At 64.5% G+C, this 18,043-nt stretch carries 21 protein-coding genes; 11 read left to right on the top strand and 10 right to left on the bottom strand.

What is annotated here, in order from left to right:
• Positions 1–76 precede the first annotated feature (76 nt).
• Positions 77–1,507 carry a ribosome biogenesis GTPase Der gene (gene der, locus NKH38_RS04700; protein WP_023668490.1) on the top strand — a complete coding sequence of 477 codons (1,431 nt, stop codon included), beginning with the start codon at positions 77–79 and terminating at the stop codon, positions 1,505–1,507.
• Between the two features lie 234 nt (positions 1,508–1,741).
• Here the strand turns inward: der and NKH38_RS04695 are convergent, their stop codons facing one another.
• On the bottom strand, positions 1,742–2,650 hold the full coding sequence (locus NKH38_RS04695) for a LysR substrate-binding domain-containing protein (protein WP_023732130.1): 909 nt from the start codon (positions 2,648–2,650) through the stop codon (positions 1,742–1,744).
• Positions 2,651–2,767: 117 nt separating this feature from the next.
• Between NKH38_RS04695 and NKH38_RS04690 the strand changes: the two genes are divergently transcribed.
• From NKH38_RS04690 to NKH38_RS04660, 7 genes are all read left to right on the top strand, one after another.
• Positions 2,768–4,063, top strand: coding sequence for an MFS transporter (locus NKH38_RS04690; RefSeq protein ID WP_023754075.1), 1,296 nt, complete (start codon positions 2,768–2,770; stop codon positions 4,061–4,063).
• A gap of 136 nt (positions 4,064–4,199) precedes the next feature.
• Positions 4,200–5,384 (top strand): cell wall hydrolase, encoded by a 1,185-nt coding sequence (locus tag NKH38_RS04685; protein ID WP_352444409.1) that lies wholly within the window; start codon positions 4,200–4,202, stop codon positions 5,382–5,384.
• A gap of 265 nt (positions 5,385–5,649) precedes the next feature.
• The gene (locus NKH38_RS04680) at positions 5,650–6,042 is read left to right on the top strand and encodes an AtpZ/AtpI family protein (protein ID WP_023668486.1); all 393 of its coding nucleotides are present in this window, start codon (positions 5,650–5,652) and stop codon (positions 6,040–6,042) included.
• A gap of 65 nt (positions 6,043–6,107) precedes the next feature.
• Entirely contained in the window at positions 6,108–6,866 is a 759-nt protein-coding gene (locus NKH38_RS04675) for a F0F1 ATP synthase subunit A (RefSeq protein WP_023668485.1), read from the top strand.
• A 68-nt stretch (positions 6,867–6,934) separates the two neighbouring features.
• Positions 6,935–7,159, top strand: coding sequence for a F0F1 ATP synthase subunit C (locus NKH38_RS04670; RefSeq protein ID WP_006206606.1), 225 nt, complete (start codon positions 6,935–6,937; stop codon positions 7,157–7,159).
• Between the two features lie 92 nt (positions 7,160–7,251).
• A complete protein-coding gene (locus NKH38_RS04665) occupies positions 7,252–7,851 on the top strand; it encodes a F0F1 ATP synthase subunit B (protein ID WP_023684380.1) in 600 nt (199 codons plus the stop codon).
• Positions 7,852–7,861: 10 nt separating this feature from the next.
• Positions 7,862–8,353 carry a F0F1 ATP synthase subunit B gene (locus NKH38_RS04660; RefSeq protein WP_023732127.1) on the top strand — a complete coding sequence of 164 codons (492 nt, stop codon included), beginning with the start codon at positions 7,862–7,864 and terminating at the stop codon, positions 8,351–8,353.
• 246 nt (positions 8,354–8,599) lie between these two features.
• On the opposite strand, the gene rnhB is transcribed toward NKH38_RS04660, so the two are convergent.
• Positions 8,600–9,298: a ribonuclease HII gene (gene rnhB, locus NKH38_RS04655; protein ID WP_023726390.1), complete on the bottom strand. Its 699-nt coding sequence runs from the start codon at positions 9,296–9,298 to the stop codon at positions 8,600–8,602.
• Between the two features lie 154 nt (positions 9,299–9,452).
• Positions 9,453–10,607, bottom strand: a complete 1,155-nt coding sequence (locus tag NKH38_RS04650) for a PA0069 family radical SAM protein (RefSeq protein WP_352460056.1) — start codon at positions 10,605–10,607, stop codon at positions 9,453–9,455.
• A 150-nt stretch (positions 10,608–10,757) separates the two neighbouring features.
• Here NKH38_RS04650 and NKH38_RS04645 point away from each other — a divergent pair, with 150 nt between their 5' ends.
• Together NKH38_RS04645 and NKH38_RS04640 are read left to right on the top strand one after the other, a co-directional pair.
• Positions 10,758–11,261 carry a glycosyltransferase gene (locus tag NKH38_RS04645; RefSeq protein ID WP_352711091.1) on the top strand — a complete coding sequence of 168 codons (504 nt, stop codon included), beginning with the start codon at positions 10,758–10,760 and terminating at the stop codon, positions 11,259–11,261.
• Positions 11,262–11,514: 253 nt separating this feature from the next.
• Positions 11,515–12,489, top strand: a complete 975-nt coding sequence (locus NKH38_RS04640) for a hypothetical protein (RefSeq protein WP_023823457.1) — start codon at positions 11,515–11,517, stop codon at positions 12,487–12,489.
• Here NKH38_RS04640 and NKH38_RS04635 read toward each other — a convergent pair.
• The 7 genes from NKH38_RS04635 to NKH38_RS04605 all read right to left on the bottom strand — a co-directional run bounded on the left by NKH38_RS04635 (position 12,479) and on the right by NKH38_RS04605 (position 16,751).
• Positions 12,479–12,910: a GFA family protein gene (locus tag NKH38_RS04635; protein WP_352658811.1), complete on the bottom strand. Its 432-nt coding sequence runs from the start codon at positions 12,908–12,910 to the stop codon at positions 12,479–12,481. The genes NKH38_RS04640 and NKH38_RS04635 overlap by 11 nt on opposite strands.
• Positions 12,911–13,034: 124 nt before the next feature.
• Positions 13,035–13,589: a molybdenum cofactor biosynthesis protein B gene (moaB, locus tag NKH38_RS04630; RefSeq protein ID WP_352760815.1), complete on the bottom strand. Its 555-nt coding sequence runs from the start codon at positions 13,587–13,589 to the stop codon at positions 13,035–13,037.
• Positions 13,576–14,469 (bottom strand): 4-(cytidine 5'-diphospho)-2-C-methyl-D-erythritol kinase, encoded by an 894-nt coding sequence (locus NKH38_RS04625; protein WP_352760812.1) that lies wholly within the window; start codon positions 14,467–14,469, stop codon positions 13,576–13,578. The genes moaB and NKH38_RS04625 overlap by 14 nt, the downstream gene beginning before the upstream one ends.
• A gap of 26 nt (positions 14,470–14,495) precedes the next feature.
• Positions 14,496–14,681, bottom strand: coding sequence for a membrane protein (locus NKH38_RS04620; RefSeq protein WP_023668475.1), 186 nt, complete (start codon positions 14,679–14,681; stop codon positions 14,496–14,498).
• Between the two features lie 72 nt (positions 14,682–14,753).
• Positions 14,754–15,611, bottom strand: coding sequence for a S49 family peptidase (locus NKH38_RS04615; RefSeq protein ID WP_352760808.1), 858 nt, complete (start codon positions 15,609–15,611; stop codon positions 14,754–14,756).
• Positions 15,612–15,732: 121 nt separating this feature from the next.
• Positions 15,733–16,527 (bottom strand): tRNA1(Val) (adenine(37)-N6)-methyltransferase, encoded by a 795-nt coding sequence (locus NKH38_RS04610; RefSeq protein ID WP_023668473.1) that lies wholly within the window; start codon positions 16,525–16,527, stop codon positions 15,733–15,735.
• Complete coding sequence (locus NKH38_RS04605) at positions 16,527–16,751, bottom strand: putative signal transducing protein (protein ID WP_023692106.1); 225 nt, start codon at positions 16,749–16,751, stop codon at positions 16,527–16,529. Before NKH38_RS04605 ends, NKH38_RS04610 begins: the two co-directional genes overlap by 1 nt.
• A gap of 221 nt (positions 16,752–16,972) precedes the next feature.
• On the opposite strand from NKH38_RS04605, the gene NKH38_RS04600 reads away from it, so the two are divergent.
• Entirely contained in the window at positions 16,973–17,989 is a 1,017-nt protein-coding gene (locus tag NKH38_RS04600) for a polyprenyl synthetase family protein (RefSeq protein WP_023668471.1), read from the top strand.
• The last annotated feature ends 54 nt before the right edge of the window (positions 17,990–18,043 follow it).

Genomic DNA, 18,043 nt, shown 5'->3' with positions numbered 1-18,043 from the left:
TACGCATCGCCCAAAGCCTGCCCTCGGGCCTGACCCAAGGGCGCGCTGCGGTTTGGGCGATGATATGGATAGCCGGATGAGCTTCAAAGTCGCCATTATCGGCCGGCCCAATGTCGGCAAATCGACGCTTTTCAACCGATTGGTGGGACGGAAGCTGGCGCTTGTCGACGACACGCCGGGCGTCACCCGCGACCGTCGCGTCCACGCGGCCAAACTCTACGATCTGCATTTCGATGTCATCGACACCGCCGGTTTCGAAGACGCCGCCGCCTCGACGCTGCCCGGCCGCATGCGCGCGCAGACCGAGATCGCGATCCGCGAAGCCGACCTGATCTTCTTCACCATCGACGCCAAGTCCGGGCTTTTGCCCGACGACCGCACCTTTGCCGAGATCGTGCGCAAGTCCGGCAAGCCGGTCGTGCTGGTCGCCAACAAGGCCGAGGCCAAGGGCGCCCAGGGCGGCATGCTGGAAGCCTGGGAACTGGGCTTGGGCGAGCCGATCCCGGTCTCGGCCGAGCACGGCCAGGGCATGCCCGATCTGCGCGACGCGGTGATCGAGGCGCTGGGCAAAGACCGCGCCTTCGGCGAGGAAGAAGACGAGGCCGAGGACGTCGCCGCCAGCGAGGTGCTGATCGGCGAGGACATCACCGATCCCGACGCCGAACCCGCCTATGACGACACCAAGCCGATGCGCATCGCCGTCGTCGGCCGGCCCAATGCCGGCAAGTCGACGCTGATCAACGCGTTGATCGGCGAGGAGCGGCTGCTGACCGGCCCGGAAGCCGGCATCACCCGCGATTCCATCTCCGTCGACTGGGACTGGCATGGCCGCCGGCTAAAACTGTTCGACACTGCCGGCATGCGCCGCAAGGCCAGGATCCACGAGAAGCTGGAAGTGATGTCGGTGCAGGACGGCTTGCGCGCCATCCGCTTTGCCGAGATCGTCATCATCGTGCTCGACGCCACCATCCCGTTCGAGAAGCAGGATCTGCAGATCGCCGACCTGATCATCCGCGAGGGCAGGGCGCCGGTCATCGCCTTCAACAAATGGGACCTGATCGACAATCCGCAGGAACTGCTGACGGAACTGCGCGAAAAGACCACACGGCTTTTGCCGCAGGTGCGCGGCATCCAGGCGGTGACGGTTTCGGCCGAGACCGGCCGCAGCCTCGACAAGCTGATGGATGCCGTCATCAAGACGCACAAGGTGTGGAACAGCCGCGTTTCCACCGGCAAGCTCAACCGTTGGCTGGAAAGCATTCTGGCGCATCACCCCCCACCCGCCGTCGCCGGCCGCCGGCTCAAGGTCAAATATGTCACCCAGGCCAAGACCCGGCCGCCGGGTTTCGTCGTCCAGTGCTCGCGGCCCGACGCGATGCCGCAATCCTACGTGCGCTACCTCTCCAACAGCCTGCGCGAAGCCTTCGACATGCCCGGCGTGCCGATCCGGATAGCGCTGCGGACTTCGGACAACCCGTTCGCGGGGAGAGCGAACAAGCGCAAGTGAGCGATGACGGTTGCGGAATTCTCCGCAAGATTGGCGGGACAGCACCCCCCTCTGCCCTGCCGGGCATCTCCCCCGCAAGGGGGGGAGATCAGTCGTTTCGTCTTTGGAGCCTCTCTTGCAACGTTGAAAATTGGCGAAAGCATTCGCGAGATCCAATCTCCCCCCTTGCGGGGGAGATGTCCGGCAGGACAGAGGGGGGTGTGACGGAACGCTACGCTGGACAGCCGCTTCCGTCTAAGCGACCTCTCTCAACCGCTCGTCCTGCGGCAGCGCCGCCACCGCCGCGTGCCACAATATATCCGCCAGCCGCGCCGCCACCGGGTCCAGTTCGGCGTCTTTCTGGTGCAGCACCAGCGCCATGGTCGGCAGCGCGGGTAAGCCCAGCGTTTGCGGCGCCATCGCCCTGACATTGGCCGGCAGACCGATATCGGTGCGGATCGTCAGGCCGAGGCCGGCGGCGACCGCCGCCCAGATGCCGCCAAGGCTGGGGCTGGAGAAGGCCATCCGCCATGGCAGGCCGGCGCGGTCGAGCGTTTCCGTCGTCACTGTGCGCAGCAGGCATGGCGCTTCCAGCGCCACCAGCGGCAGTGCCTCGCCCTCGCGCAGCCTGGTCTCGATCAGCTTTGCCGGCCCGATCCAGCGCAATTGCGCGCCGCCGACATGCCGGCTGTAAGGCAGCGCCTGGCCGCTGTCCCAGGCCAGCGCAATGTCGAGATTGCCTGATGTGATCCGCTCGGCGAGTTCATAGCTGCGCCCGATCCGCGCCTCGATCTTGACCTTGGGGTGCGCGCGGGCGAAGCGTCCGAGCACCTCCGGCAGCACCGCCTCGCCGAAATCCTCCTGCAGGCCGAGCCTGACCCAGCCTTCCAGTTCCACGTCGTGGATGGCCGAGGCCGCCTCGTCGTTCAACTCGAGCAGCCGCCTGGCATAGCCGAGCATGGTTTCGCCGGCTTCGGTCAACGCCAGTCCGCGGCCCGACTTGCGGAAGATCGGCGTCGCCGCCTGGTCCTCCAGCTTCTTCAGTTGCGCGCTCACCGCCGAGGTCGAGCGTCCAAGCCGGTCGGCGGCCTTGGCGAAGCTGCCGAGTTCCATGCCGGTGACGAAGCTTCGGAGGACATCGAGGTCGAAGGTTACGCGGCGCATCTCAACGATCCTGTTTTTCGGGAACGATTGTCAAAAAATTCCCGATATTCGGGATGAAGTTATGGCGGTAAAGACGAGGTGTCAAGGTCCCGAGAGGGCATCAACAGGAGTCCCGCCATGTCGATTGCCGACGCAAATTGTGAGCCAGGCCGGGTTGGCCGAGCCGCCGCCGTCAGGTCGAAGGCTGAACGATTTCGCGCCAATCATCGCTGGAAGGTGCTTGGCATCGGCGTTGCCGCCAATGCCAGTTTCTCCGCCACCTTCGCCGGCATACCGGCGGCGGCGGTGTTTCTGCGGTCGGGCTATCACTTGAGCAATGGCAATCTCGGCCTGGTCCTCGGCCTTCTCGGACTGGGCGTTGCCTTGAGCGAACTGCCCTGGGGTCTGCTCACCGACCGCTGGGGCGATCGCGGCGTGCTATTGACCGGCCTTGGTGCGACCGCGGCGTGGCTCGCCCTGATGGCGTTGTTCATCGTGCCCTCAGTGACCTATGTGCCTGGCGTCGCAATGCTGGCCGCATGCCTTCTGGTCACCGGCCTGCTCGGCGGCAGCGTCAACGGTTCCAGCGGCCGCGCCATCATGGCCTGGTTCCACGAAGGCGAACGTGGCTTTGCCATGAGCATCAGGCAGACCGCGGTGCCGCTCGGCGGCGGGCTCGGCGCGCTGGTCCTGCCGTCGCTGGCATCGGTGCACGGTTTCGCGGCGGTCTTCGGGCTGCTGGCCGCCATGAACGCCGTCTCTGCGCTGTTTGCCTGGCGATGGCTGCACCAGCCGCCGGAATTGGACAATGCCGGCAGCATGGCCATGGCAAAGTCGGGCGGTCCGGCGCCGCTGCGCAATGTCGAGGTCTGGCGCATCGCCACCGCCATCGGCCTGCTCTGCTTTCCGCAAGTGGCGGTGCTCACCTTCGCCTCCGTCTTCCTGCACGATTTCGCCGGCATGGCCACGCTCACGATCAGCGCCAGCCTTGCCGCGGTGCAGACCGGCGCGATGGTGATGCGCGTCTGGAGCGGCCGCTTCACCGACCGCCATGGCAACCGCCGCTGGTTCCTGCGCCTCTGCAGCATGACGAGCGCGCTTGGCTTCGCGGCCGTCTGCCTGCTGGTCCTGGCGGCAGGAGCCACGCCAGACGCCCATGCCGCGTTGATCCCGGCGATCGACGTGCTGCTGGTCGTTGCCGGCATTTCGGTCTCCGCCTGGCATGGCGTCGCCTACACCGAACTCGCCACGCTTGCCGGCGCCAGCCGCGCCGGAACCGCGCTCGGTCTTGCCAACAGCTTCGTCTTCATCGCCTTCTTCGTGGTGCCGACCGCCATTCCGGCTTTGCTGCTCATCTGGTCGTGGCCTGGCGTCTGGCTGGTGGGCGCGCTCTGCGCCATGATTGCATGGCCAATTTTCCTGCGGCCGAACTGACGGGCTGCCGGCCGGCAAACGGCGTCCCATTTCGGGCCGCTTCGGAACAACACGATCGACCGCGTTAACCCCGCATCAAGGTTAATGCTTCACTTTGGCTCTCCAGTGGCTCAGTTGCGTTTCTGGAGAGTTCCCCGTGCATCGACGTGTCCTGAAGCGGCTGGCCGCCGCCGCCGGTGAGAAAAAACGTTCCTTCGTATCGCCATTGGTCATCGGGCTCGGCATCTGGATCGGCTTTCCGACCGTCGTCGCCTACCAGGACATGGGCAGCCTGATTTCCGGCCTCGAAGCTTCGGGCACCCGCTGGAACTCTTATGTCGAGCGATCCGTCGCCGGCTCGGTTCATGCCGCCGAAATGCCTTTCATCGATTCCGTCACCACCGGTTCGCTCTCGGGCTCGGGCGTACGCCTGCCCGGCGTCGGCAAGGTCTCGTTTCGCGGCAAGGGCAATGTCGCCGGCGTCACGCCCGACGAAGACCGCGTGATGCGCGCCGACAAGAAGGGCCGCATCATCCAGGTCTCGCCGGTGGCGCCGCCGAAGAACTTCAATGCCGGCTCGATCTTTCAGCGCACGTCCTCGCTGCTGCGGCCGAGCATGGACAGCGGCCTGAAGCTCGCCTTCGCCAAGCCCGGCATCAAGGGCAAGGAAATCCAGATCGCCCAGGCCTTCCATACCAACCTGGACAAGAAGCCCGATCCCGGCGTGCCGGCCATGCTTGCCGCGTTGGTCAACAATGACAGACCGGACGTGCTGGCCACCGCCTATGCCCAGGCCGAACCCGATTACGCCAAGGCCTCACCCTTCGAGGCGCTGCTGCAGGACGAGGAGCCGAGCAGCGGGCGCTTCATTCCGCCGATGGCCAAGGGTGACCACTCGTGGATTCAGAACCCGCTGCCGGCCAGCGTCTTCTCCACGAAGGAGCAGGCCTGCCTCGCCAACGGCATCTATTTCGAGGCGCGCGGCGAATCCGTGCGCGGCCAGGCCGCCGTCGCGCAGGTCATTCTCAACCGAGTCCGCAATCCGGCCTATCCGAACTCGATTTGCGGCGTCGTCTACCAGAACGACAACTGGCTGAACCGCTGCCAGTTCTCCTTCGCCTGCGACGGCCGCAAGAAGCGCATCGAGAGCCCCGCCCATTACAAGACCGCGCAGGACGTCGCGATGGCGGTCACCGCCGGCAAGATATTCATTCCCGAAGTCGGCTCATCGACCCACTACTACGCCAACTACGTCCATCCGGGCTGGGCGCGCACGATGCAGAAGATGACCAAGATCGGCCTGCATATCTTCTACCGCACCTATGGCGGCGGCTGGAGCTGAGCCCTTCGGCTTGCCTGTCGCAAACGAACCGCAAAGGCCCTGGAAGCCGAAATCGGACAGCGGTCGCCGGACGGATTCGGGGCATGTGCCGACCCGATAGTGCCGGGCACGATGTCGCACCTCGCCAAGTAATTGATTCCAATAGAAAAAATACATGGCTTTGAAGTCCCGCCCGTGGCTTGACGGGCGCAAACCCTCTAACTATGTTGCCGGCGACTTTAGAAGCGGACGGACGGTGACGGTCTGACCGGGCAGGGGGGTTACGATGGCCGACAAGAACGGGCCAGACGGAACCGGAGAAACCGGCCGCGGCAGCAAGCACGAGGCCGACATCCGCGACGAAGATCTCGAACGCCGCCGGCGTGAGCTTGGAGCATCGCTTGCGACAAGACGGCCGGATCAGCTCGAGGGGAATGACGGCGCGAAAGCGACGGCCGGATATGGCCAGGCGCTCAAGCTGTCCAGCGAGTTCATCGCCGGGATAGTGGTGGGTGTGGGCCTTGGCTGGTTTCTGGATCGCGTGGCGGGAACCTCGCCATGGGGTCTGGTCGTCGGCTTGTTGCTGGGCTTTGGCGCCGGCGTGCTCAATGTCCTGCGTTCGTCAGGTGTTGTGGCGGAATTCGGAAAAAGCGAGAAGTCGCACGATCCGAAAGAATGAAATGGCGCGCCGCCAATGGCGCACAAGGACACTTAAGGCCGCTCGCGGTTTTGACGGGGATGTAAATGGCTGCTGACAAGGTCGATCCGATCCACCAGTTCCATATCGTCAAGCTGATTCCGATCAATATCGGAGGCTATGACCTGTCCTTCACCAATTCGTCCCTGTTCATGGTCGCGACCGTGCTCGTCGCATCGGCGTTTCTGTACCTCTCGACCTCCAGCCGCAGCCTTGTTCCCGGGCGCCTGCAGTCGGTTTCGGAAATGGGCTACGAGTTCGTCTCCAACATGCTGCGCGACGCCGCCGGAACGCAGGGCATGAAGTTCTTCCCCTTCGTGTTCTCGCTGTTCATGTTCGTGCTGGTCGCCAACCTGCTTGGCCTTTTCCCCTACTTCTTCACCGTCACCAGCCACATCATCGTCACCTTCGGCCTCGCAGCCCTCGTGATCGGAACCGTCGTTGTCTACGGCTTCACGAAGCACGGTCTGGGCTTCCTCAAGCTCTTCGTGCCGCACGGCGTTCCGGTGTTCCTGTTACCGCTGGTGGTGCTGATCGAGGTGATCTCCTTCGTGTCGCGCCCGGTCAGCCTCTCGGTTCGTCTGTTCGCCAACATGCTGGCCGGCCACATCACCCTGAAGGTGTTTTCGGGCTTCGTCGTCAGCCTGAGCGCGCTCGGCGCCGTCGGCGTTGCCGGTTCGGTGTTGCCGCTGGCCATGGCAGTCGCGCTGACCGCGCTGGAATTGCTGGTCGCTTTCCTGCAGGCCTACGTCTTTGCGGTGCTGACCTGCATGTATCTGAACGACGCCCTGCATCCCGGGCACTGACCTTAGAATTTCCGGCATCTTTCGCCGGATGGAATTGCAACGGAATTACAGATCCAAAGGAGTTTAAAATGGACGCAGAAGCAGCAAAGTACATCGGCGCCGGTATCGCTTGCCTGGGCATGGGCGGCGCGGGCATTGGCCTCGGCAACATCTTCGGCAGCTACCTGGCGGGCGCCCTGCGCAATCCGTCGGCCGCCGATGGCCAGTTCGGCCGCCTGATTTTCGGCTTCGCCGTGACCGAAGCTCTGGGCATTTTCTCGCTTCTCATCGCGCTTCTCGCCTTGTTCGGCTGAGCCCCTGTTCGGCCAATTATCGGTCGGACGAGCTTTGGGAAGAATTGGCTGGCCGCATTCCTGCGGCCATGCCTGATATCAGGGGATAGTCCATGTTCGTGACATCTGCGTTTGCGCAAGAGTCCGCACCCGCCGCTGAAGGCGCCCACACCGGTACGGAAGGCGACACGCATTCCGGCACCGGCGTGCCTGCCGAGGCGCACGGCACGTTCCCGCCATTCGATCCGGCGACGTTTCCGTCCCAGCTTCTGTGGCTGGCGATCACGTTCGGGCTGTTCTATTTGTTCCTGAAGAAGGTGGTGATGCCGCGCCTTGGCGGCATCATCGACGTCCGCAGCGATCGCATCACGCAGGACCTCGACCAGGCCGCCAAGCTGAAGGGCGAGGCCGACGCCGCCGTTGCCGCTTACGAGCAGGAACTGGCGGAAGCCAAGGCCAAGGCCAACGCGATCGGCCAGCAGGCCAACGACGCTGCCAAGGCTGAAGCCGAGGCTGCCCGCAAGAAGGTCGAGGCCGCCCTCGACAAGAAGCTCGGCGAGGCCGAGGCCAGCATTGCTTCCATCAAGGCCAACGCCATGAAGGAAGTCGGCACGATTGCCGAGGACACCGCTTCAGCCATCGTCGATGCGCTTGTCGGCGGCAAGACGAGCAAGGCCGAGATCTCGGCTGCGGTCAAATCCGTGGCCCGGTGAGGAGCACATTATGGACGCCACATCTCTCGCAACGCTCTGGGCAACGGTTGCCCTCGTCATTTTCCTCGGCGTTGCCGTTTACATCAAGGTGCCGGGCCTGATCGCCAAGTCGCTCGACGCCCGCGCGATCAAGATCAGCGACGAGCTTGCGGAAGCCCGCCGGTTGCGCGAAGAGGCCCAGCAATTGCTCGGACAGTACCAGAAGAAGCGCAAGGAAGCCGAGCAGGAGGCCGCAGCCATCGTCGCTGCCGCCAAGCGCGAGGCCGACATGCTTGCCGCCGAGGCGCACAAGAAGACCGAAGACTATGTCACCCGCCGCACTGCGCTTGCCGAGCAGAAGATCGGCCAGGCAGAACGCGAAGCCGTCGCCGAAGTGCGCGCCAGCGCCGTCGACATCGCCGTCGAGGCGGCCCGCACGCTGCTCGCCGGCAAGATCGACGCCAAGGCCGGCGCGGATCTTTTCAAGTCCGCGCTGCAGGACGTGAAGGCCAGGCTGAACTGAGCGGGGTTAACTCGCTGACATCAAGCCGCCCGGGCAACCTGGCGGCTTTTTTGTTGAGCGGCGACGGAGATTGGCGAAGGCGGTGGTGCGCCTGATCTCCCCCCTCGAGGGGGAGATGTCGCCAAAGGCGACAGAGGGGGTCCGTTCGACCAGGCGCGACGCTCTTTCTGCGACCAAGAAGGGCTAGCGCTTGACGCGCGGCGCCCCCCTCTGGCCTGCCGGCCATCTCCCCCTCAAGGGGGGAGATTAGCTGTCCAACCCGACAAACCCTTCTTCCTCAACCACCTCAACCCCACCCAGCCTGAACGGCGCGAATGATGCCCGGTGCAGCCTTGCCACCGGCCCATGCGCTTCGATCGCGGTGCGGTGCCGCACGGTGGCGTAGCCCATGTGGACCTCGAACCCGTAGCGCTCGTGATGGCTGCCGCAGCCGCACATCATGCGGTCGCGCATCACCTTGGCTACGATCGAGGCGGCGGCGATCGATTGCGAGCGCTGGTCGCCCTTGATCAGCGCGCGGCCTTCGCAGAGGAGACCCGGCGGCACATCGCGGCCATCGGCCAGCGCCAGCTTTGCCTGGATCGGCAGGCCGGCAAGGGCGCGGCGCATGGCTTCCAGGCTGGCCTTGAGGATATTGCTGCCGTCAATGCCTTCGGCGCTGACCGAGGCCATCGACACGCCGAGCGCTGACCCCAGGATTTTCAGGAACAGCGCCTCGCGCTGCAAATGGTTGAGCCGTTTGGAATCGTCTAGCCCGTCGGGAATGTTGGCGGGATCGAGGATCACCGCCGCCGCCACCACCGGCCCGGCCAGCGGACCGCGGCCGGCCTCGTCCATGCCTGCCACCGGCCAAAGGCCTTCAGCCATCGCCTTCGTCTCGAAGGAGAAGTCGGGCTTTTCGACGATTTCGAAAAGAAGCGGAGAATCGGAACGCGCGCGAGCCATGTTGCGGCGAGGTTCGCATCGGCTCCGATTCTCCGCAAGTCCCTCCAAGGTCGAGTGGGGCAAGACCGGGAGGGCACCGTCTGCAGGCCGGGGGACAGGCCGGACGGGATTCTTGGGTCGCCTGCCAACCACGAGGGCAGGGCAGGCGCTACTCTCAGAGCAGCATCAGCTGCTCGGTCGCCTTGGCGGCGGCGACAAACTGGTCGGTTCGGAGCGTGCGCCGCTCGGCGTTGAGGCCGAGCCGCTTGGCCGTGATCTCGAAGCGCCGGCCGATCTGCCAGGCATAGGGGCCGGCGCCTTTCATCCGCTTGCCCCATTCCGAATCATAGTCCTTGCCGTCGCGCATCGAACGGATCAGCGACATCACATGCCGGTAGCGGTCGGGATAATGGCGCAGCAGCCAGTCCTTGAAGATCGGCGCCACCTCGAGCGGCAGGCGCAGGATGACATAGCCGGCCTCGCGGGCGCCTGCGGCGCGTGCCGAATCGAGGATGCGCTCCATCTCCTGGTCGGTCAGGCCGGGAATGATCGGCGCCACCATGACAGAGGCCGGGATGCCGGCATCGGAAAGCTGCCGGATCGCCTCAAGCCGCTTGGTCGGCGTCGACGCGCGTGGCTCCATGGTGCGCGCCAGCATGCGGTCCATCGTTGTCACCGACAGCGCCACCTTGGCCAAGCCCCGTTCGGCCATGCGCGACAAGATGTCGATGTCGCGCGTCACCAGATGGGATTTGGTGACGATGCCGACCGGATGGCCGCGCGCCTCCAGCACTTCGAGGATCTCGCGCATGATCCGGTATTGTTTCTCGATCGGCTGGTAGGGATCAGTGTTGGTGCCGATGGCGATGGTGCGCGGCTGATAGCCATCCTTCGACAGTTCCTTGTCGAGCAGCCGCGCCGCATCCGGCTTGGCAAACAGCTTCGCTTCGAAATCCAGCCCCGGCGACAGGCCCATGAAGGAATGCGCCGGCCGGGCGAAACAATAGACACAGCCATGCTCGCAGCCGCGATAGGGGTTGATCGAGCGGTCGAAGGAAATGTCGGGCGATTCGTTGCGGGTGATGATGGTGCGCGGCTTCTCGACCTGCACTTCGGTCTTGAACGGCGGCAATTCCTCCAGCGAATTCCAGCCGTCGTCGAACACATGCCGGCTGACCGGCTCGAACCGGCCGGATGGGTTGATGCCCGCGGAACGGCCGCGGTTGCGATCCGGCCGGACGCGCATGCCGCTCTGATCGATCATCGCATTGGCCATCTCGGCTCGCCCTGCTCCGAAAGCAGCAATGTCCGCACGCACGATATGTTCCATTTTTGCCCTTTCCCAAGGACTGTCGGCTGGCTGTCGAATCGCTCTGTTCATGAAAATAATCCTATTTCCCGGATGAGAACAAAGCAAGAACTTTTTCGTTGGGCCATGCGAAACTGGCGCTGCGCCGGGCTTTCCGCTATTCGGCTAAAAATGCTCAGCGTTCTCATCGAAACCCGGGATGACGAAGAAGGCCTTGCCCGCACGCTCGCCTCGTTGATCGGCGGCGCGGTCGAGGGCGTGGTGCGCGATGTCATCGTCTGCGACACCGGCTCGACCGACCAGACGCATCGGGTTGCCGATCATGCCGGCTGCCACTTCGTGGCCGGCGGCATTGCCGCGGGAATCAGGCAGGCGAAGGGTGACTGGCTGCTGTTTCTGGAACCCGGCGCAAGGCTGGCCGACGGCTGGATCGACGACGTCGTCGCTCACACGGCGCGGCAAACCATGCCGGCGCGCTTTTCCCGTGCGCGCGGCAGCCGCACGCCGTTCCTGTCACGGGTGTTTTCGGGCAACCGGGCGCTGGCCGAAGGGCTGGTCATCAGCAAGCGCCAGGCCGCTGCCCTGTCGAAGAACGCGCACAGCGCCGAAGCCCTTGCGCGCGGTCTCGCCACCAGGCGGCTCGACGCCGAAATCTGGCTGGCGCCGAAGAAGTGATGTTTCTCCCTTCTCCCCGTTCCCAGGGAGAAGGGTGCCCGAAGGGCGGATGAGGGGCAGCGTCGGCGTCTCATCCGCATTGGCACGGTCGCAGCACCATCCCTCTTTTTCGCCGCAAAAAGCTATTGTGCATTGCACAAAAGCTGACGCGGGATTAGCATTCCGTTGATGCGGGATATCGGGGTTTGGGTAGTGCCGGAGCGGTAAGCAAGCGCCGCGTCGTCGTTGCTGCCGTTCATATCTGAGGACCCCGATGAACCTTTCGTCCCCTGACAAATCCGGCGCCCCCAGTCTGGAAGCCATTGCCCGCAACGGCAGCCTGCTCCGCCGCATTGCGGTGCGTATCCCGACCTATCTGTCCGACCTGCGCGAAAATCCCGCATGGCTGCCGATGTTCGTGCTTGCCCGCACCATGCCGGCGCGCAAGCTGCACTGGCTTGGCGCCAAAGCCGCGCGCCCCGCGCAGAGTGCCGGAGCGACGATGTTCAGGGGCGTCGACCTCAAGTCGATCGTCGCGGCGCTGCGCACCGATGGCCTGTTCTCCGGACTGGTCCTTCCGCAGGCAATCCACGAAGAGATCGCCAGCTTTGCTCAGAGCACGCCGTGCTTCGGCAATTTCGACCGCCGGCTCGAATTCATGCCCGGAGAACACGCAGAAGCCGAGAAGCGGTTCGGCCGCTCTTTGCTCAGCGGACACTATTTCGAGCGCATCCTCGGCTGCAAGGCGGCACTCGCCATCCAGAACGACCCGCTGCTGCTCGACATCGCCCAGCACTATCTGGGCGGGCAGGCAAAGCTGATCACCACGCGTGTCTGGTGGAGCTTTCCGACCGGCGAGGCTTCCGACGCCGACAAGAACCTTGCCTCGCTCGGCAAATATCATTTCGATCTCGACGACTGGCGGATGCTGAAATTCTTCTTCTATCTGAAACCCTGCGATGCCGGCACCGGTCCGCATGTCTATGTCAAAGGCAGCCACAACAGGCGCAGTCTCAAGCACCAGCTGACGCTGCTGGTCGGCCATCCGGCGCAAGACGTGCTCAAGGTCTATGGCGAGGACAGCCCGGTCACGCTGACCGGCGAGGCCGGGCTCGGCTTCGTCGAGGACCCGTTCGGCTTCCACATGGGCACCGTGCCGTCCACCACGCCACGGCTGATGATGGAGGTCGGCTTCGGCGTCTCGCCGCCCTCGCGCCGCCGCTTCCACGGCGAGCCGGTCATCCGCTGACGCCGGAGCGGATCTCGACCGGCATCCAGCGCGCTTGCCGCCGGGCAATGCGACCCTCTTTGTTCTCGGCATCATAGTCCATTGGGACCGGCTCGCGGTTGAACCGCGGCCGGTCATCCAGCGCATTGACGATGACGATCGCTCTCGGTTCGCCGTCGGTGGTCACAGCAGCGACATAGACGCCGCAGTCCCGGCAGATGAGATAATCGGCGGTGCGCAATCCGAACCGGTATCGGTGCAGCCGGGCCTCGTCCTCGACCGCGACGATCAATCGCCCCTGCGGATCGGCGGCGGCGCGTGAGCCATGCCGGACGCAGAAGGCGCATTGGCAGGCGCGGATCTCCATCTCGGACGGCTCAATTCCGGTTTCGAAGGTCAGGTGGATGTTGCCGCAATGGCAGCCGCCGCGGTGCGCGCTCATTGGATCTCTTCCGTCTTGACTTGGCGACAGACTATCCGCCCGACGACCCGGAGGAAATGACCTCTCGAAGGCGCAGCCGCCATTCTGCCTGACAAAGGCAGCACTTGGCCGGCTTTGCCTTGGTTTACGAGGCGGCATTGCCGCGCCGCAAATGCTCGTCCAGGCGCGGCATGATCTCGACGAAGTTGCAGGGCATGTGGCGGTAGTCGAGCTGCGGTTTCAGGATGCCGTCCCAGGCGTCCTTGCAGGCGCCGGGCGAGCCCGGCAGCACGAAGACGAAGGTGGCGTTGACGACGCCGCCCGTCGCCCGGCTCTGCACTGTCGAGGTGCCGATCTTGTCGTAGGAAATGCGGTGGAACACTTCGGAAAAGCCATCCATGCGCTTCTCGAAGATCGGCTCCAGCGCCTCCGGCGTCACGTCGCGGCCGGTAAAACCGGTGCCGCCGGTGGTGATGACGACATCGATGTCTTCGTCGCGCGACCAGCCCAGCACCTTGTCGCGGATTTTCTCCCGGTCGTCGGTGACGATGTCGCGCGCGGCCAGGACATGGCCGGCCTCGGCGATGCGATCAGCCAGCGTCTGGCCGGATTTGTCGTCGGCAAGGCTGCGCGTATCGGACACCGTCAGCACCGCGATGCGCACCGGGATGAACGGCCGGCTCTCGTCAATTTTGGCCATCGGCCCCCTCCGAAGCGATGCTTCGTGTCGCGGCGACAAACCACTCCGGTTCGCGACTGCGAATCTCGGCGGCGGCGCGCTTGGCGACATTGCCGGTCTCGAACAGCCCGAAGCATGTCGCGCCGGATCCCGACATGCGCGAGAATCCAGATCCGGCCCTGTTCAGCAGGGAAAGCGCTCTGCCGATGGGCGGCTGTATTGCTTGCGCCGGTTCCTCAAGATCGTTGCGGGTGATCTCCAGCCAATTGCGGACGCCGTGGAAATCGAAACCGCGCGGCAGCGGCGGCAGTCCTTCATTGTCGCGTTTTTCAAGTGCATTGAACACATCGGGCGTGGAGACGGCGACGCCGGGATTGACCAGCACCAAGGCCAGCGCAGGAAAATCCGCAATTGGCGACAGCTCATCGCCGACGCCACGCGCAACCAGCGGTTTTGCCGCAAGACACATCGGCACGTCGGCGCCGAGCGTGAGACCGATCCGGCTCAGTTCGGCCTCACCGATGTCGAGACCCCATGTCCTGATAAGACCGTGCAGAACGGCGGCCGCGTCGCTTGAGCCGCCGCCGACGCCGGATGCGACCGGCAGGTTCTTTTCCAGCCGGATGGCAACCGGCGGCGTGCGCTGCTGGCCGGCCTGCCTGCGCAGCGCCTCGCGCGCCTTCACCACCAGATTGCTGTCGTCGATCGGCACGGAAGTCGCGTAACGGCCCGATACGGAGAACCGGTCGGCGTCGGCAGGCTCGATCTCGACCCTGTCGCCGAAGCGGGTGAAAACGACCAGACTCTCGAGCAGATGGTAGCCGTCGGCGCGCCTGCCGGTGACGTGCAGCGCCAGATTTATCTTGGCGGGCGCAAGCCACGTCCGGGCTGCGGCATCCAAACTGTCGGCTGCTGACGGGATGATGCTCAGTCCTTGGCCAGGCGGTATTCGCCGGTCTTGGGATCCTGGACCAGCGTGCCGTTGGTGCCGTTGGCTGCCTGCTTTTCGGTACGCCGCACCTTGGCGGTCACACGTTCGGCCTCGCGGACGAAGGTGCGGTAGCCGAAATAAGCGGCTGCGCCGACAACTGCGAAGAAAATGATCTGTGGCATTTCAAAGCTCCTCCCTCGCAAGGCGGCAAGGCAGACTGTCAAGCGCTTATGCTAGACGCTTTCCCCGCTTTTTCAAAGCCCGAAGCGCGCCCACAATGCGCGCTCTTCCGCCGCATCGATCACGCCGCTGGCGGCGGCGGCGGCAATATCGGGCGCTGAAAAGTTCGAGCCGAACAGGCCGATGCGGCCGAACAGGCCACGCGGCGCGGTGACCAGCCTGAGCTGGGTTTTCACGCCGAAGCGGGTTTTCAGTACCGTGCGCATGTCGCTCAACGCATCGACGAGGCCAAGCTCCAGCCCTTTCTTGCCGGTCCAGAACAGGCCGGTGAACAGGTCCGGATCGTCCTTCAGCTTGGTGCCACGGCGTTCCCTGACCAGATCGATGAAGGTCTCGTGCACTTCCAGCTGCAGCGCCTTCAGGCGCTCGACGTCTTCCTTCTTTTCCGGCTTGAACGGGTCGAGCACCGCCTTGTTCTGGCCGGCGGTGTGGACGCGACGCTCGACACCGATCTTCTTCATCAACTCGGGAAAGCCGAACGAGGCCGAGACGACGCCGATCGAACCGACGATGGAGGACGGATCGGCAAAGATCTCGTCGCCGGCGACCGCGATCATGTAGCCGCCCGAGGCCGCCACATCCTCGACGAAGACCAGCACCTTCTTGTTCTTCTCGACCGCGAGGTCACGGATGCGCTTGAAGATCAGCCGCGACTGCACCGGCGAGCCGCCAGGCGAATTGATCGAAATGGCGACGGCGGGCGCATCGAACAGGAACGCCTTTTCGATGAGGGCGGCGGTGGACGCCAAGGACAGGCTCGGCCGGAACGGGCCGCCGCCGGCCATGATGGTGCCATGCAGCCTGATGACGGGAATGGTGACGACGCTGGATCGCCAGGATTTCGGCAGCAGGCGGTTGAAAAGGCGTTTCACGAGGTGGCTGTCTCCAAATGGCTTCAACGCATGTAGGGATTTGCCGGTCAACGGCAATGCTGCAATCCATGTCAGCCAACTGTGTGCCGGTTTTGCGGCAACGACACTGACGGGCCCAAAATCAATCGCCAAACAGCGACGCCAGTCCGTTGTTGATCATCTCGGTTCGTTCCGACGGGCCGTCGCCCGTTTGCCCATGCAGCATCAAAGGCTGGCGGATCGACAGCTTGCCGCGCGCGCCGAGCGCTGCCCTGACGACAATGCGGATTGCGGCCGCTTCCGGGCGCGGATGCACGGCCAGCATCTCGGCGTCGCCGAAGCGGCCCGACAGCGCATGGAGGAGGTCGCCAAGCTGTTCCGGCCGCGCAATGACGGCCAGGCCCCCGCGCGGCTTGGCGACGGCAGCCGCACTTCGGATCCAGCTCTCGAACAGCCCGTCGTCCATGACATGCGCTTGCCGCCGCAGCGGATCTGGCGTGGCGCGGTCCTGCGCCGCGTTGAAGGGCGGGTTCATGATGACGAAATCGAAGGAATTGTCGGCAAGGCCGGCTTGCGTCCGCGCCCGGCCCGACAGCGTGACGTCGGCGGTCAGCACCGAGGCGCGATTGCCGAGATGCGCATTGCCGGGATGGGCGAGCGTGGTTGTGGCGAAGCCTGCCATCTCGGTCGACCGTTCGACGAGCACGACCTGCGCCTCTGGGCAGCGCGACAGCACGGCAAGACCCGCCGCACCGGCGCCGGCGCCGAAATCGGCGAGGCGTCCAGCAAAGCCGGATGGAACTGCTGCCGCCAGCATCATGGCATCCATCCCGGCGCGATGCCCTGTCCTGGGCTGGACCAGCCAGAAGCGGCCGCGATGGAAGGCATCGACCGTATGGGCCGGCGTATCGCTGGTAAGCGCGCTCGCTTCAGCCATTATGTCTGGCGGATTTCGTTCTCGATGCCGGCGTCTTTCAAGATGCGCCGCGCCTGATCGGCCTGGTCGGCATCGACCATGACGCGCTTCTGCAAAAGACCGATCGACCCTTCGAGAATGCTCATGTTCTGGTCGGCGACGAAGCAGGCAATCCCGGCATCGCGCATCAGCGATTCGACGAAGGAGATGATCACGGCATCGTTGGTGCGCACGAGTTCTATCATCGGACGAAGTTCGCAGGTTGCAGCGTTGATGTAAACGCTGGAGCATGGCGCCGAAAAGTGTGGAGCGGTTTTCGGGCAACGGCATGCGGTCGCTAAGGTTGACACGCCGTCACCGCAGCCGCGCCAATTCGCCTCTTGCCGTGCCCGTATGTGCCGCCCTAGAGTCCCAGGCGGGACCAGGGTGCCGTCGCACGCGTGATCAAAGACGGGAGTGTTTGTTGGTGGGTGTCGTTCTCAACATCGAAAACGGGAAGCGGGAACCCGCCTCCATCAAGGATCTCATCGACCTGACAGCAGCCGATATGGGGCGCGTCAACAAACTGATCCTGTCCAAGGCCGGCTCCGACGTCGAGATGATCCCGGAGGTCGCCAATCATCTGATCTCGTCGGGCGGCAAAAGGCTGCGTCCCATGCTGACGCTCGCGGCGGCCCAGATGTTCGGCTATTCCGGCGAGGGCCACGTCAAGCTCGCCACCGCGGTCGAGTTCATGCACACCGCCACGCTGCTCCATGACGACGTCGTCGACGAGAGCGGCATGCGGCGCGGCAAAAAGACTGCCCGCATGATCTGGGGCAACCAGGCGAGCGTGCTGGTCGGCGATTTCCTGCTCGGCCAGGCTTTTCGCATGATGGTCGATGTCGGTTCGCTGGAAGCGCTCGACATCCTGTCCAGCGCCGCCTCGATCATCGCCGAGGGCGAGGTGATGCAGCTGGCCGCCGCCAAGAACCTGGATACCACCGAGGACGAGCATTTCGCGGTCATCAAGGCCAAGACCGCGGCGCTGTTCTCGGCTGCCGCCGAGGTCGGTCCGGTCATCGCATCGGCGACGCGCAACGATCGCGCCGCATTGCGCTCCTACGGCATGAATCTCGGCCTTGCCTTCCAGCTCATCGACGATGCGCTGGATTATGGCGGCTCCAGCCAGGAGCTGGGCAAGAATGTCGGTGACGATTTCCGCGAGGGCAAGGTGACGCTGCCGGTTATCCTCGCCTACCGGCGCGGCACCAAGGCCGAGCGCACCTTCTGGAAGCGCGCCATCGAGGACAATGTCACCGACGATGCCGGCCTGGAAAAGGCGATCGGCCTGATGACCCGCCATGGCGCCATTGCCGACACCATCGGCCGCGCCCGCCATTTCGGCGAGATCGCCCGCGACGCGCTGGCGCCGCTGGAAGCGACGCCGCAGAAATCGGCGCTGATCGACGTCATCGACTTCTGCATCAGCCGGGTGAACTGACCCGCGCCTGGCGCCAAAGCAAGATTGCACGCAAAATCGGGCAATCACCGCTCG

The organism is Mesorhizobium sp. M1078 (genome assembly GCF_040318615.1).
In the GTDB taxonomy this organism is placed as follows: domain Bacteria; phylum Pseudomonadota; class Alphaproteobacteria; order Rhizobiales; family Rhizobiaceae; genus Mesorhizobium.
This window is presented reverse-complemented; position numbering and strand designations above follow the sequence as displayed.